This is a genomic window from Pseudonocardia sp. HH130630-07 (genome assembly GCF_001698125.1).
GTDB lineage: Bacteria > Actinomycetota > Actinomycetes > Mycobacteriales > Pseudonocardiaceae > Pseudonocardia.
In genome coordinates this window covers 2,943,700-2,957,190 of sequence record NZ_CP013854.1, presented here as the reverse complement: position 1 = coordinate 2,957,190, position 13,491 = coordinate 2,943,700, and the positions used below count along the sequence as shown (strand labels likewise).

Annotated in this window: 13 protein-coding genes; 3 read left to right on the top strand and 10 right to left on the bottom strand. The window is 75.4% G+C overall.

The features are described from left to right. Window positions 1–288: 288 nt before the first annotated feature. From AFB00_RS14325 to AFB00_RS14315, 3 genes are read right to left on the bottom strand one after another with little or no spacing between them, the layout of a single operon-like run. Complete coding sequence (locus AFB00_RS14325) at window positions 289–1,884, bottom strand: molybdopterin-dependent oxidoreductase (RefSeq protein WP_068797649.1); 1,596 nt, start codon at window positions 1,882–1,884, stop codon at window positions 289–291. Beyond that, window positions 1,881–2,120: a glutaredoxin family protein gene (locus tag AFB00_RS14320; protein WP_068797648.1), complete on the bottom strand. Its 240-nt coding sequence runs from the start codon at window positions 2,118–2,120 to the stop codon at window positions 1,881–1,883. The genes AFB00_RS14325 and AFB00_RS14320 overlap by 4 nt, the downstream gene beginning before the upstream one ends. Continuing rightward, window positions 2,117–3,694, bottom strand: a complete 1,578-nt coding sequence (locus AFB00_RS14315) for an AMP-binding protein (protein ID WP_156819536.1) — start codon at window positions 3,692–3,694, stop codon at window positions 2,117–2,119. The genes AFB00_RS14320 and AFB00_RS14315 overlap by 4 nt, the downstream gene beginning before the upstream one ends. Window positions 3,695–4,420: 726 nt before the next feature. Here AFB00_RS14315 and AFB00_RS14310 point away from each other — a divergent pair. From AFB00_RS14310 to AFB00_RS14300, 3 genes are all read left to right on the top strand, one after another. After that, a complete protein-coding gene (locus AFB00_RS14310) occupies window positions 4,421–5,059 on the top strand; it encodes a sigma-70 family RNA polymerase sigma factor (protein WP_156819535.1) in 639 nt (212 codons plus the stop codon). Between the two features lie 181 nt (window positions 5,060–5,240). Then, window positions 5,241–6,698 (top strand): DUF5667 domain-containing protein, encoded by a 1,458-nt coding sequence (locus AFB00_RS14305; RefSeq protein WP_068797647.1) that lies wholly within the window; start codon window positions 5,241–5,243, stop codon window positions 6,696–6,698. Window positions 6,699–6,889: 191 nt separating this feature from the next. Further along, a complete protein-coding gene (locus AFB00_RS14300; protein ID WP_068800309.1) occupies window positions 6,890–7,792 on the top strand; it encodes an HAD family hydrolase in 903 nt (300 codons plus the stop codon). A 370-nt stretch (window positions 7,793–8,162) separates the two neighbouring features. On the opposite strand, the gene AFB00_RS14290 is transcribed toward AFB00_RS14300, so the two are convergent. The 7 genes from AFB00_RS14290 to AFB00_RS14265 form a co-directional block, all read right to left on the bottom strand. Continuing rightward, entirely contained in the window at window positions 8,163–9,140 is a 978-nt protein-coding gene (locus tag AFB00_RS14290; protein ID WP_068797645.1) for a lysophospholipid acyltransferase family protein, read from the bottom strand. Between the two features lie 32 nt (window positions 9,141–9,172). Then, a complete protein-coding gene (locus AFB00_RS14285) occupies window positions 9,173–10,216 on the bottom strand; it encodes an NAD-dependent epimerase/dehydratase family protein (protein WP_068797644.1) in 1,044 nt (347 codons plus the stop codon). A 69-nt stretch (window positions 10,217–10,285) separates the two neighbouring features. Further along, complete coding sequence (locus AFB00_RS31895; RefSeq protein ID WP_010241351.1) at window positions 10,286–10,387, bottom strand: 30S ribosomal protein bS22; 102 nt, start codon at window positions 10,385–10,387, stop codon at window positions 10,286–10,288. Window positions 10,388–10,565: 178 nt separating this feature from the next. Continuing rightward, complete coding sequence (locus tag AFB00_RS14280) at window positions 10,566–10,778, bottom strand: helix-turn-helix domain-containing protein (RefSeq protein WP_010241349.1); 213 nt, start codon at window positions 10,776–10,778, stop codon at window positions 10,566–10,568. A gap of 174 nt (window positions 10,779–10,952) precedes the next feature. Continuing rightward, the gene (proC, locus tag AFB00_RS14275) at window positions 10,953–11,765 is read right to left on the bottom strand and encodes a pyrroline-5-carboxylate reductase (protein WP_068797643.1); all 813 of its coding nucleotides are present in this window, start codon (window positions 11,763–11,765) and stop codon (window positions 10,953–10,955) included. A gap of 21 nt (window positions 11,766–11,786) precedes the next feature. After that, window positions 11,787–12,611 (bottom strand): thioesterase family protein, encoded by an 825-nt coding sequence (locus AFB00_RS14270; RefSeq protein ID WP_068797642.1) that lies wholly within the window; start codon window positions 12,609–12,611, stop codon window positions 11,787–11,789. A 30-nt stretch (window positions 12,612–12,641) separates the two neighbouring features. After that, entirely contained in the window at window positions 12,642–13,478 is an 837-nt protein-coding gene (locus AFB00_RS14265; protein ID WP_231974386.1) for a sugar phosphate isomerase/epimerase family protein, read from the bottom strand. Window positions 13,479–13,491: the final 13 nt, after the last annotated feature.

Below are 13,491 nucleotides of genomic sequence, written 5' to 3'. Positions count from 1 at the left end.
GCGCGGGCGCGATCGCCGCTCACGCCGCACGCGGACCGCTCGTGCGACCGGTCGACGCGTGCGCCGGCGGGCCCGGGGACACGGCGCCGCGTGGCGGCGGGTGCCGCCCGGAACGGCGACGAGAACCCACGGTAGCCGCTTGTGAAGGCACGCACAAAGTTGCGATCTTGGTCCCGGACGTGCTCCGTTCCGCGCCTGACCTGGAGCTACCGGTGATCGACGCGCACGGACCGCTCACCGTGCGACCGAGGCCACATCGAGGCACGCGCCACCCGGTCGTCCCCGCCGTCAGACCACCGTGACGGTGCGCGACGGGAGCCCGGTGGCCGCCCCGGGCAGCGGGGAGCGGCGCTCGGCGGTCTGCACCACGCCGTCGGAGTCGGTGGCCCGGCAGGTCACCGTGTACCCGCCGGGGGGCAGGTCCAGCTCGGCCCGCCACATCCGCCATGTCACGCCGCCGGCCGGGACGTCGGCCAGCTCGGCGTCGACCCAGCGGTCGTCGCCCGCGGTCACCTCGACCCGGGAGATCCCGCGCGGGACCGCCCACGCGGTGCCGGTCACGACGACGCGACCGGCCGGGACCCCGGCGAACGCCGCCGGGGTGTCGATCCGCGACGCCGTCTCCATCGGGCCCGGCGGGTCCCAGCCGCGGACCCGCCAGTAGTCCGAGCGGGCCGCGAACGTCGTGAACTCGATCCCGGTGACCCACTTGGTCGCCGAGACGTAGCCGTAGAGCCCCGGGACGACGATCCGGACCGGGAACCCGTGCTCGGGGGGCAGCGCCACGCCGTCCATCGCGACGGCGAGCAGCGCCCCGCGGGCCGGGTCGCGCAGCAGGTCCGCCGGGCTGCCCGCCGTCCAGCCGTCCACGGAGGTGGACAACACCTGGTCGGCGGCCGGGTCCGGGACCGCCTCGGCCAGCAGCGGGGCCAGTTCGACCCCGGTGAATCGGGTCGTCGAGACCAGGCCCCCGCCGACCTCGTTGGAGACGCAGGCCATGGTCAGCCACCGCTGCACCAGCGGCCGGGCCAGCAGGTCCTCCAGCGTCAGCGTCAGCTCCCGGCCGACCATGCCGTGCACCCGCAGTCCCCACGACGCCGGGTCCACCGCGGGCACCCGCAGCGCCGTGTCGATGCGGTAGAAGTCCGCGACCGGGGTGACGAACGCCGCCCCGCCGGGCACCGTCGCGCCCGGCGGCAGTGGCGCCGCCGGGGTGATCCGCCCGGCTGCGGCGAGCGCCTGCAGGCGTGCGGTGAGCGCGTCGCGGGCGGGCCCGATCCGGCCGGACGGCAGCAGCGGCGCGACGGCGGCCGATCCCGCACCCAGCACCAGGCCGCCGGCCCCGGCCAGCGCGCCGGCCCGCAGGAACCGGCGCCGGGTCAGCGACGCCCGCAGCGGCCGCCCGTCCGGGAGCGTCCCGTCCGCGCCCGCCGCCGGGATCCGGGCGGCGAGCCGGTGCAGGCGGCGGAACGCCGTCACCGCGACGAGCAGCGCCCCGGCCGCCGGGAGGATGTCGAGCTGGCCCGCTCCGGCCGCCGTCGCCGCGGCGACCGTGCCGAGCACCCCGAGCAGCGCGATCCCGACGACCCCCGGCCGGTCGGTCCGGCGGGAGAGCGCGCCGGACCCGGCCGCCACCGCGGCGAGCACGACCAGCACCCCGGCGACGACGGTGTACCGGCTCCCGAGCCCGGCCCCGACCGTCGCCAGCTCGGCGAGCGCGGGCGGGGTCAGCGCGACGACCTGCTCGGCGACCGCGCCGACCGGCCCGGCGTCCGGGGCGACCGCCAGCGCGGCCAGCTGACCGGCGCCGACACCGAGCGCGGTACCGGCCAGCCCGGCGAGCGCACCCCTGACCGGTGCGACCCCGGCCCCGGGCCCGGTCACCGGGCGAGGTCCGCGCGCAGCCGCGCCTCGTCGACCCGGAACGAGTCGTGCTCGCGGCCGTCGAGCAGGACCACCGGGACCTGGTCGCCGTACTCGGCCCGCAGCTCGGGGTCGCCGTCCACGTCGACGCTGTCCCAGCGCTCGCCCAGCTCGCCGCACACCCGGGCGAGCACCTCGGCCGCGTCGTCGCAGAGATGGCAGCCGGACCGGGTCAGCAGCCGCACCCGCACGGTCACATCCCCGCCAGGGTCCGGCGGGCGATCTTGCCGGTCGGGGTGCGCGGCAGCTCGCCCGCGAACGCGACGACCGAGGGCCGCTTGAACCGGGCCAGCCGGTCGGCGCAGTGCGCGGCGACGTCGTCCTCGGTCAGCTCCGCCCCGTCGGTGGTGACGACCACCGCCTTCACCGCCGCCCCGGTGCGGTCGTCCGGCACCCCGACGACCGCGACCTCGGCCACCTCGACCAGCTCGGCGATCACCTGCTCGATCTCCCGCGGGTAGACGTTGAAGCCGTTCACGATCACCAGGTCCGACGAGCGGTCGACGAGATGGAGGTCGCCGTCCGGGTCGAGGTAGCCGACGTCGGCGGTGACGAACCAGCCGTCGGGGTCGGGGCCACCGGAGCCGTCCGGCCAGTAGCCGGAGAACAGGTTCGGCCCGCGCAGCGCGATCAGCCCGGTGTCGTCGGTCGGGTCGGAGCCGACGTCGAGGTCGATCTCCTCGTCGTCCGGTTCCGGCTCCGGGTCGTCCAGCGGACGCCCGGCCGCGTCCACCAGCCGCAGCTCGACGCCGGGCAGCGGCCGCCCGACCGAGCCGGGCTTGGCCGGCCGGCCCAGGTCGTTGCTGGTCACGACGGGGCCGCCCTCGGACAGGCCGTAGCCCTCGTGCAGGTCGAGCCCGGTCGCGCTGCGGAAGTCCGCGAGCCAGCCGGCCGGCAGCGGCGCACCGCCCGAGGTGCACAGCCGCACGCCGGCCATCGCCCGGTGCAGGTCGTCGGCGGGCAGGTCGAGCAGCATCCGGAACATCGACGGCACCCCGGCGACCACGCTCGCCCGCTCGTCGACGATCGCGCTCAGCATCCGCCGGGCGTCGAACCGCCCCGCCACGACGACCGTGGCCCCGGCCCAGCAGACCTGCAGCAGACCGGCCGCGAGCCCGTAGACGTGGAACATCGGCAGTGCGAGCAGCACCCGGTCCACGGCGTTGACCGGGGCCGGGCGCAGCCCCGCGGTCTGCTCCCGGTTCGCCAGCAGGGCGCGGTGGGACAGCTGCACCCCGCGCGGGGTGCCGGTCGTGCCCGAGGTGAAGACGATCAGCGCGAGCTGCTCGGGATCGACCGGCCCGCGCTCGGCCGGCGGCGCGTCCGGGGCGGTGGCGGCGGTGTCCGGCGGGCCGAGCAGCGTCGCACCGGCCCGGCCGGCCGATCCCGCGGCGACGGCGTCGTCGGCGAGGGCCACGACGACCGACGGCCGGGCCTGGCCGAACACGATGTCCAGCTCGCGGGCGACCGAGCCGGAGCCGATCGGCACCACCACGGCGTCCGCCCGCAGCGCACCGAACAGGGCGACGCAGAACGCCGCCCCGTCGGGCAGCCCCACCGCGACCCGGTCACCGGGGCCGACCCCGGCGGCGCGCAGCCGGGCCGCCTCGGCACCGGCCGCCGCGTCGAGCGCGGCCCAGGACAGGGTGAGCGGTAGCGCGCCGCCGAGATCGCGGACGGCGTCGTGCCCCGGCCGCTCGCGCGCGTTGCGGGTCACGAGATCGGCCAGGTGGACGATGCCGGCGGTGGATCCGGCTGGTGAACTCGGCACGGGGCCTCCTCGACGGGCGTCGCCGGCAGGACACGGAACGACGTGGAGCGACACGGAGGGACCAGTCTGGCAAACCGGTGGCGGACATCGGCACCGCTCGTCGCCGCACACCTGCCGTGTCGATTCGGACACGCTCAGCTAACAGTTCACTGACCGCTCCGCTGCCGCCGCTCGGCGGAAGGAAGCACGGTGAATGGCGGCGAGTGCCGTACACCACTCGATCACCGTTTATGCTCCGCCGCTACACGAGGTTCAACGCGCGAGCCGCCGGTTCGACGCGCGACTCACCCTAGGGAGTGGCATGCAGCTCGTCCGCAGCGCACCACCGCGCGGCGCCGGCGGCGCGGCCCGGCGATGTGCCGGGGACGGCGCCCGGCGCCGTGCCGGGCCCCCGGGAACGCGTCGCACGCCGGTCCGCCCGACCCCCCGGGATCCATGACCCGGCCCGTGCGACCGCAGCGGCCGTACCGGCCGCGAGAACGACCCGAGACCACAGCTGATCAAGCCGTCCGTCCCGGCCGGGTCCCCGACCCCGGACAGGACCGACCCGACGCCGTCCGCCCCCAGCCGGACGGGGAGGTGTCCGTGACTTCAGCGACCTCAGCACCGTCCCAGCCGACGGGGCCGATCGCGTCCGCTCCCCTGGTCGACGCTCCCCCCACCTACCCCGCGCAGGCGGGACCGCACCATCCCGGAGCCGGGATCACCCGAACGGGTGGTCAGGGCATGCCGGCACCGCGCCGGGCCCCGCAGATCTCGCAGGACCTGCCGCGCCCCGAGCAGGACCCGGCCGACGAGGCCGCCCGCGCGGTCGAGGACGCCAACAGCTCCTGGGCGCTGGTCGAGGCCTGCCAGGCGGGCGACACCGGCGCGTTCGGCGAGCTGTACGAGCGCTACCACGACGTCGTCTACCGGTACGTGCTGTTCCGGATGGGCGACCGGGCGTTCGCCGAGGACGTGACGCAGGAGACCTTCGTCCGTGCCCTGCGGCGGATCTCGTCGGTGAGCTACCAGGGCCGCGACATCGGGGCCTGGTTCGTCACGATCGCCCGGAACCTGATCTTCGACTACGTGAAGTCCAGCCGCTACCGGCTGGAGCAGACGACGTCGGAGATGGTCGACTTCTCGCCCACCACCAGCGGGCCGGAGCAGCAGGTCCTCGACATGGCGACGAACGACGAGCTGCTCGCCTCGATCGCCAAGCTCAACGCGGACCAGCGCGAATGCATCCAGTTCCGGTTCCTGCGCGGGCTGTCCGTCGCCGAGACCGCCGAGCTGATGGACCGCAACGAGGGGGCCGTCAAGGCCCTGCAGCACCGCGCCGTGCGCCGGCTCGCCCAGCTCCTCCCGGACGGCCTGCGGTGAGCGGCTACCCGGCCGTTCCGGCCGGAGCGCGAGAGTTGATGCTGATCACTGCGGTGAGCGCACTACTCGATGCGGTGAACGGTACCCGGCCCGTAACCTCGCGGTCGGTCGGTCGTTGTGCAGACGAGCGCGCCAGATACGCGCCGACGAGCAGCGCGAGACTGCAGTGAGGACGGACGGCATGCCCAGGGCATGGGACGACGACAGGTACCCGGCGGAGGACGGCTCCGGCCGGGCTCCCGCGGGTGCCCCCGCGTCGGAGGAGTTGGCGCACGAGATCGCGCTGACCGCCGCACTGGACCGCTCGCGCCGCGATCTCTCGCCGGACCCGCACGCCTCGGCCCGGATGCGGCAGCGTCTCTTCGACGTGCTGGCGCAGGAGGGTATCGGCCGTCCGGAGCAGTCCGACCCCAGGGCCCCGCACGGGTTCCGGCCGGCCGACCGCTCGGACCTCACCGCACCGATCGGCCCCCCGATCGCCGACGACCTGGACTGGGACGCCGTGTCGAACCGGCGCTCCGCCGGCGAGCGGACCCCGGTCGCCGACGACCAGGCCCCCCGGTCCGGGCGCGGGCGGCGCGGCGGGCGGCACGTGCTGCCCAGCGACCACCCCGACCACCCGGAGCAGGCGCCCGTCGGCGCCGCCGCCGGTCCGGCCCGCGACGCGGCGCCCGGCCCGGCCCGTGACACCGACTCCGGTCCCGGCCGGGACAGCTCGGCGCGGCCGTCGGCCCCGCGGATGCTGGACCGCCGCCGGCCGAGCGTCCGCAAGCGGTTCGGCGTCGTCGTCGGCGGGTTCGCGGCGCTGGCCGTGATCGCCGGTGTCACCTCCACCGTCAGCCGGGACGCGCTGCCCGGCGACACGATGTACGGCGTGAAGCGGGCCAGCGAGAGCATCGGCGGCGCCTTCACCGTCGGCGAGCAGGCCGAGGCGAACCGTCAGCTCGATCTCGCCCGGTCCCGGGTGGACGAGCTGGAGAACCTGGTCGCCCGGTCGACCCCGCCGTCGCCGGACGCCGTGGCCGCCGCGATGACCGACTTCGACCGGGCCACCAGCACCGGCGCCCGGATGGTGCTGACCGGCTCCGGGTCCGACGGCGCCGACCCCGCGGAGCTGGCCGAGCTGCGGACCTGGGCCGCCGCCCAGTCCGGCCGGATCAGCCGGCTGCAGGAGGAGCTCCCGGCGGCGAGCCGCCCGGAGACCGACGAGGCCGTCCGCCTGCTCGACCGGGTGCTGGACCGGGCCGAGGCGCTGCGCGCCTCCAGCGGTTGCGCGTCGGACAGCGGGAGCACGGTCGACGACCTCGGGCCGGTCCCCGGCGAGTGCCGGACCGGCAGCCCGACCCCGGTCGAGGCGTCGAAGCAGTCGGCGCCCGCGACTCCGGAGGGCAGCACCGCACCGTCGGAGACCACCGCCCCCCGGTCGGAGACGACCACCCCGGAGACGTCGACGTCCGAGTCGCCGACCAGCACCTCGGAGCGCGAGGAGTCCGACGGCGGGCTCCCGCTGCTCGGTGGCGGCTCCTCGTCGAGCAGCTCGCCGAGCAGCCCCTCGGACACCGAGGAGTCCGACGACGGCGGGCTCTCGATCACCATCCCGCCGTTGCTGCCCGGACTGGGTCCGGTCACCCTCGGCTGAGGAGTCGGCGTGCGGCACCATCGCGCGGCTCGGGCCCGGGCATCGTGCTCGGGGTCCGGGCCGCGCGGCCGTTCCGCCAGTAGGGTGGGAGCGCGCCCCGCGCTCGGGGCACGTGACGACGCCGCACCAGGAAGGCCGCCGTGGTGAGTGATCCCGGGTCCGCTCCCGACGAGGTTCGGGCCGAGACGGGGTTGTCCGAGGAACCCGGCGTCCTGGATCAGGTGACCGCGCTCGACCCCGCCGAGCGGGCCGGTCAGGCGTCCGCGGCGGCCGCCGTCGCCGCGGAGAGCGCCGACCACGTCCCGCCGGACGCCGACTCGGCGGAACCCGACCTGACCGCCGCCGCGTTCTTCGACGTCGACAACACGATGATGGTCGGCGCGTCGATCTTCCACTTCGCCCGCGGGCTCGCCGCCCGCAAGTTCTTCACCACCTCCGACATGGCCGGGTTCGCCTGGCAGCAGCTCAAGTTCCGGGTCGGGGGCCGCGAGGACAAGGGCGGTATCGCCGGGCACCGCGACACCGCGCTGTCGTTCGTCGCGGGCCGCCCGGTGGACGAGGTCGTCGCCCTCGGCGAGGAGATCTACGACGAGCTGATGGCCGACCGCATCTGGGCCGGCACCCGCGCGCTCGCCCAGATGCACCTCGACGCCGGCCAGCGGGTCTGGCTGGTCACGGCCACCCCGATCGAGCTGTCCCGGATCATCGCCCGCCGGCTCGGCCTGACCGGTGCGCTCGGCACCGTCGCCGAGTCCGTCGACGGCCTCTACACCGGCCGGCTGGTCGGCGAGATCCTGCACGGGCCGGCCAAGGCGCACGCGGTGCGCGCGCTGGCCGCGTCCGAGGGCCTGGACCTGCGCCGGTGCACCGCCTACTCCGACTCGGTGAACGACGTCCCGATGCTCTCGGCGGTGGGCACCGCGGTCGCGGTCAACCCGGACTCCGAACTGCGCGACGTCGCGAAGGCCCGGGACTGGCAGATCCGCGACTTCCGCACCGGCCGCAAGGCGGCGCGGATCGGGGTGCCGTCGGTGCTCGGCGCCGGGGCGCTCGCCGGGGCCGTGGCGGCCGGGATGGCCTACCGCAGGCGCTGAGGCGGGCAGGGACCGGCCAGGAGCCTGGTCAGCCGGTCCGGGGCAGGTCGAACTCGCCGTCGGCGGCGCCACGGCGGAACGCCGTCCACTCAGCGGTCCCCGGCCCGCTGCACTGCATCTCGGCGCGCGGAACCGCGGGATCGATCCGGCCGGCGGCGACCGACGCGCAGCACTCGTCCCGTGGTCGTGCAGCGCCCCGGCTCCGGTGCGGCACCGTCCTCCGGTGTGCCGCACCTGCCGGGCGGGTAGCGGCACGCCGGAGGAGGTCGCGGGACATCAGCCGGGGTGCGACAGGGTCCGGCACCGCGCCCCGATCCCGTGGCGGCAGCCCGCTCACCGCGCCCGGCACGACCGCGGCCGTGGCCCGGGCTCAGCCCAGGAACACGTTCCGGCGCTGGGACAGCAGCCGGTACAGCGTGTGCTGGATGGTCTCCCGGACCTGGTCGGTCAGGTTGAACACCAGCATCGGGTCCTCGGCGTCGGCCGGGGTGTGGTCGTCGGTCCGGATCGGCTCGCCGAACTCGATGTACCACTTCGACGGCAGCGGGACCAGGCCGGCCGGGCCGAGCAGCGGGAACGTCGGCGTGATCGGGAAGTACGGCGCCCCGAACAGCCGGGCCAGCGGGGCGATGTCCCCGAGCTTCGGATAGGTCTCCTCGGCGCCCACGATCGAGCACGGGATGATCGGCATCCCGGTCCGCAGCGCCGCCGAGACGAAGCCGCCGCGCCCGAACCGCTGCAGCTTGTAGCGGTCCCGGAACGGCTTGCCGATCCCCTTGAACCCCTCCGGGAAGACGCCGACGACCTCGCCGGCGCGCATCAGCCGCTCCGCGTCCGGGTTGCAGGCCAGCGTCGCGCCGGACTTGCGGGCCAGCGAGCCCGAGACCGGCAGCGTGAACATCAGGTCCGCGCCGAGCAGGCGCAGCTGCCGGCGGGCGGGGTGGTCGTCGTGCACCGCGACGGTGGTCATCGCGGCGTCCAGCGGGAGGGTGCCGGAGTGGTTCGCGACGATCAGCGCGCCGCCGGTCTCCGGGATGTGGTGGGCGCCGATCGTCTCCACCCGGAACCAGCGCCGGTAGAGCGGGCGCAGCGCCGGCAGCACCATGGCCTCGGTCAGCTCGGGGTCGAACCCGAACTCGTCGACCGGGTAGTCGCCGCCGAGCCTGCGGCGCAGGAACTCCAGCACCTGTTCCAGCCGCGTTTCCCAGGCGGACCGGTCCTCGTCGGCCTCCGGCCCCGCGAGCGGGGGGACCATCGCCGGGCGCACGGACTCGTCCGGCCCCGGGTCTCGCACCGGGCGGGCAGGGCCCCGGTTGCCCCGGATCGGGATCACGCGTGCCTCGGCCATCGCCTCGCCCCTCCTCTCACGTCCCGGCACCGTCAGCGCAGCGCCCGGACCAGGCCGAGCACGGCGCGCTCGGCCGAGGCTATGCGCTCCGGGCCGAGGACGGGGCTCAACGCCTTGCCGCGGACGAAGTCGTCGAACGCCTGGGTGGTCGTCCAGCGGGGTTCGAACCCGAAGTCTTCGATCAGCCGACTCAGGTCGACGACCCGGCCGAAGTTGAGGAAGCGCATCTGCTCGGGCGAGAAGTCGACCACCCTGGCCCCGCGCAGCACCCGGCTGACCGGGCTGACGGCGCTGCTCGGGACCGGCACCGCGACCTTGCCGGCCCGGCGGATCGCCTGCGACAGCATGAGCACGCCGTGCGCCGCGACGTTGTAGACGCCGGGCAGCTCGTGGGTCGCCGCCCGTTCCAGGACGGCGAGGCCGTCCTCCTCGTGCAGCAGCTGGATCCGCGCGTCGTAACCGAGCACGGTCGGCACCACCGGCAGGGCGAAGTACCGGTTCAGGACGGTGTCGATCCGCGGGCCGATGAAGTTGGCGAACCGCAGCACCGTGGTCGTGACGTCCGGACGGCGGCGGCTGAACCCGCGCAGGTAGCCCTCGATCTCGGCGGCGTCCTTGGCGTAGCCGCCGGAGGGGAGGTCCTTCGCGCCGGTGGCCTCGTCGAACACGGCGGGATCGCGCGAGCTGGAGCCGTACACCGCGGTCGTCGACTTCAGCACGACCCGCCGGACGCTCGACGCCTTCTGGCACGCAGCGAGCAGCTGCATCGTGCCGATGACGTTCATCTCCTTCATCGTCGCCCGGCCGCCCGCGGACGCGGGACTGGCCGAGAGCGACGCGTGCACCACGGTGTCGACACCGGCGGTGGAGATGACCTTCGCGATCAGCGGGTTGCGGATGTCGGCGCGGACGAACTCCGCCCGGCCCATCCGCTTGAGGAGGTCACGCGGCGGGGGCACCGTGTCGACGCCGAGCACCCGGTCGATGTCCGGGTTCGCGGCGAGCCGCGCGGCGAGGTGCCCACCGAGGTATCCGCTCACACCGGTGACCAGCACGACCGACGGTGCCGACGCCATGGTGCGACCTCCTCCGTAACGACACCGGCCGCGCTCCCGCCGATGGCGGGGGCACGGCCGGTGCGCGAGTCACTTACCGAGCTTGCGGCGCTGCACCCGGGTCTTGCGCAGCAGCTTGCGGTGCTTCTTCTTCGACATCCGCTTGCGGCGCTTCTTGATGACCGAGCCCATGGTGCTCCTTCTGTGTCGACGCAGATCGCCCGCGACCGCACCACCGGGTGATCGCGAGGCGGATCGGCCCGCACCTGCCGGAACGGCCGTGCGAGGCGTGCGACCGGTGGCGGTCCGCAGCCGGTTCGTCAGTCTACCCGGCCGGTCCGGCCGGGGCCGGAGGAGGGTGAGACGGCGATCAGCCCGCGTCGAAGTAGGCGTTGCGCAGGTAGTCCTCGACGGCCCGCTGCGGCACCCGGAAGGACCGGCCGACCCGGGCCGCCGGCAGCTCGCCGGAGTGCACCAGGCGGTACACGGTCATCTTCGAGACGCGCATCATCGAGGCCACCTCGGCCACCGTCAGGAACTGCACCTGCGCCGGCCGCAGGGGCTCGGGGCGTTCCGCCGCCATCGGGTACCGCCTTCCTCCCCCGTCAAGCGGCCGTACGCCCAGTGTTGGGGGATGCACGAGCAGTGTAGCGGGGCGGATGTGACGATCGGTACCCACGAGTCCGACCCGATCCTGGCACGGCTCGGCGCGTCGCGGTGACGACACGCCACGGAGCGCATGCGGGACAGGCGGATCTCACCCCTCAGGGTGACCCAGCTCGACCGAGCGGTCCCGGGCCGCGGTCGCCGCCGCCGTGAACGCGGTGCGCAGCCCGTGCCGCTCCAGCGCGGCCAGCGCGGCGGCGGTCGTCCCGGCCGGCGAGGTCACGTTCTCCCGCAGCACGGTCGGGTGCTCGCCGCTCTCGCGCAGCATCCGGGCGGCGCCGAGCGCGGTCTGCACCGTGAGCTCCGTCGCCGCCGGGCGGGCCAGGCCGAGCGCCACCCCCGCCTCGATCATCGCCTCGGCGACCAGGAAGAAGTAGGCCGGGCCGGAGCCGGAGAGCGCGGTCGCCGCGTCCTGCTTGGACTCCTCGACCCGCAGCACCTCGCCCACGGTGCTCAGCAGCGCCTCGGCCCGGTCCAGGTGCTCGGAGCCGGCGTGCGCCCCCGGGGAGAGCACGCACATCGCGGCGCCGAGCAGCATCGGGGTGTTGGGCATGACCCGCACGACCGGCGTGCCCTCGGGCAGCGCCCCCTCGAACAGCGCGGTCGGCAGGCCGGCGGCCAGCGACACCACCAGCACGTCCGGGTCGAGCGCACCGGCGATCTCCCCCAGCACCGTGACGACGTCCTGCGGCTTCACCGCGACGACGACCGTCCCCGCCCCGCGCACCGCGTCGGTGAGCGGCAGGGCGGCGACACCCAGCTTCTCCGTCAGCTCGGCGGCACGGTCGGCCGAGCGCTCGGCGACCACCAGCTCACCCGCGTCCCGCCCGGCCGCCAGCAGCCCGCCGAGCAGCGCCTCCCCGATCCGTCCGCCGCCCAGTACCGCGATCCGTGTCCCAGTCATGGACGCCAGCGTAGGAAGGACCTACCGCTGCAACGGCGCGAGGGCGAGCTGGCGGGCCTGGCACACCGTGCGCCCGCGGGAGTCGACGACGGTCACGTCCTCGTCGAACTGGGTGCCCGAGACCGTCCGCGAGCGGGAGTCGACCCGCAGCCAGCCCGGGGCCGGGCGGCCCCGCAGCAGGGCCGTGAGCTGCACCGTCGGGGCCCATCCCACGCGGCCGTCGAGGTTGAACACGGTCGGCGGCAGGATGTCGCCGGACAGCAGGGCGAACAGCACGTCCGGCTCCTCGCCGCGCGGACGCACCCAGCCGCTCATCCGCGGCGGGCCGGTCTCGCCGCGCAGGAACGGCAGCGCGGTGGCCGGGTAGCGGAGGTCACAGACCGTCGGCAGGCCGCTCACCCCGGGCTGGGCGGACGGGTCGGCCGCGTCCGGGTCCGGCTCCGGGCCGAGCCCGGCGTCGGTCTCCCAGACCGGTTCGCCCTCGGGCAGGACGCCCGCGGTGACCGTCGCGTGCAGCATCAGGCGGTCGTCCTGGAGCAGCCGGACCGCGACCGAGGAGATCGTGCGCCCGACCTTGAGCGGGACCGCCTCCAGCTCGACCGGCGCCAGGTCCGGCGCGCGCAGGAAGTCCGCCGAGACGGCCAGTGGATCGAGGGCCGGGGCGCCGTCGGCCGTCAGCCGGGCCAGGCCCGCCTTCGCCATGAGCACCATCAGCAGGCCGCCGAACGCCTTCGACCCGATCGCCCACCGGTCGTCGAGGGCCACCCGGAACCGGCCGTCGCCAAGGTCGGTCAGGACGTGTGCGTCCGCGAAGGGGCGTCCGGTTCCGACCGTCGTGTCGCTCATGCCCCCACGTTACCCACGGGTAGGGCGGGGTCAGCGGGTGAGCCCGGCCACCGGCGTCCTCGGCACGTTCGGCTCCAGGTGCAGCCGTGCGAACAGCAGCGACTCGGCGAGCAGCCCGGTGCGTTCCTCGCGGGTGCGGCAGCGCCGGGTGGAGACCTCCAGGACGACGGTCCCACCGGCCCGCGCGAACGCGCCGCCGGAGAGCGCCTGGCAGACCTCGGCGCACGGCTGCGTGCCCCGGCCCGGCACGAGATGCTCGTCGCGCGGGGCACCGGTGCCGTCGGCCAGGTGCAGGTGGGTGAGCCGGTCGCCCATCCGGGCCAGCAGCGCGAGCGCGTCGGTCCGCGCGGCCGCGGTGTGCGAGAGGTCCAGGGTGTAGGCGCCGAAGCCGGTCTCGGTCGGGTCGTGGCCGAGCGCGTAGGGGACGGTGCTGATCGAGCCCCTCCGCACCGGGAACATGTTCTCCACCGGCAGGCCGAGGCCGTGCTGCTCGTGCGCCCGGACGACCTCCGCGGCGAACACCCCGGCGTAGCGGCGCTGCCAGCGGAACGGCGGGTGCAGCACGACGGTCCTGGCCCCCAGGCGGGCGGACACCTCGGCGGTGCGCCGCAGCCGGTGCACCGGGTCGGCACCCCACACCCGCTGGGTGACGGCGAGGCAGGGGGCGTGCACGGCGAGCACCGGCATCCGGTGCCGCTGCACGAGCCGCTGCACCGCTGCCGGGTCCTGGCTCACCGGGTCGGTCCAGATCATCAGCTCGACGCCGTCGTACCCCAGTTCGGCGGCGATCTCGAATCCCGCGGCGACCCCCTCCGGGTACACCGAGGCGGTGGACAGCGCGACCGGCACGGGCGGGGACGGCTTCACATGACGAACAGTC

Coding starts and splice junctions, on each gene's coding strand:
- AFB00_RS31895 (WP_010241351.1), bottom strand. CDS start 10,387: ATGGGCTCGGTCATCAAGAAGCGCCGCAAGCGGATGTCGAAGAAGAAG.
- AFB00_RS14270 (WP_068797642.1), bottom strand. CDS start 12,611: ATGAGCGACACGACGGTCGGAACCGGACGCCCCTTCGCGGACGCACAC.
- AFB00_RS14305 (WP_068797647.1), top strand. CDS start 5,241: ATGCCCAGGGCATGGGACGACGACAGGTACCCGGCGGAGGACGGCTCC.
- AFB00_RS14285 (WP_068797644.1), bottom strand. CDS start 10,216: ATGGCGTCGGCACCGTCGGTCGTGCTGGTCACCGGTGTGAGCGGATAC.
- AFB00_RS14290 (WP_068797645.1), bottom strand. CDS start 9,140: ATGGCCGAGGCACGCGTGATCCCGATCCGGGGCAACCGGGGCCCTGCC.
- AFB00_RS14280 (WP_010241349.1), bottom strand. CDS start 10,778: ATGGCGGCGGAACGCCCCGAGCCCCTGCGGCCGGCGCAGGTGCAGTTC.
- proC (WP_068797643.1), bottom strand. CDS start 11,765: ATGACTGGGACACGGATCGCGGTACTGGGCGGCGGACGGATCGGGGAG.
- AFB00_RS14310 (WP_156819535.1), top strand. CDS start 4,421: ATGCCGGCACCGCGCCGGGCCCCGCAGATCTCGCAGGACCTGCCGCGC.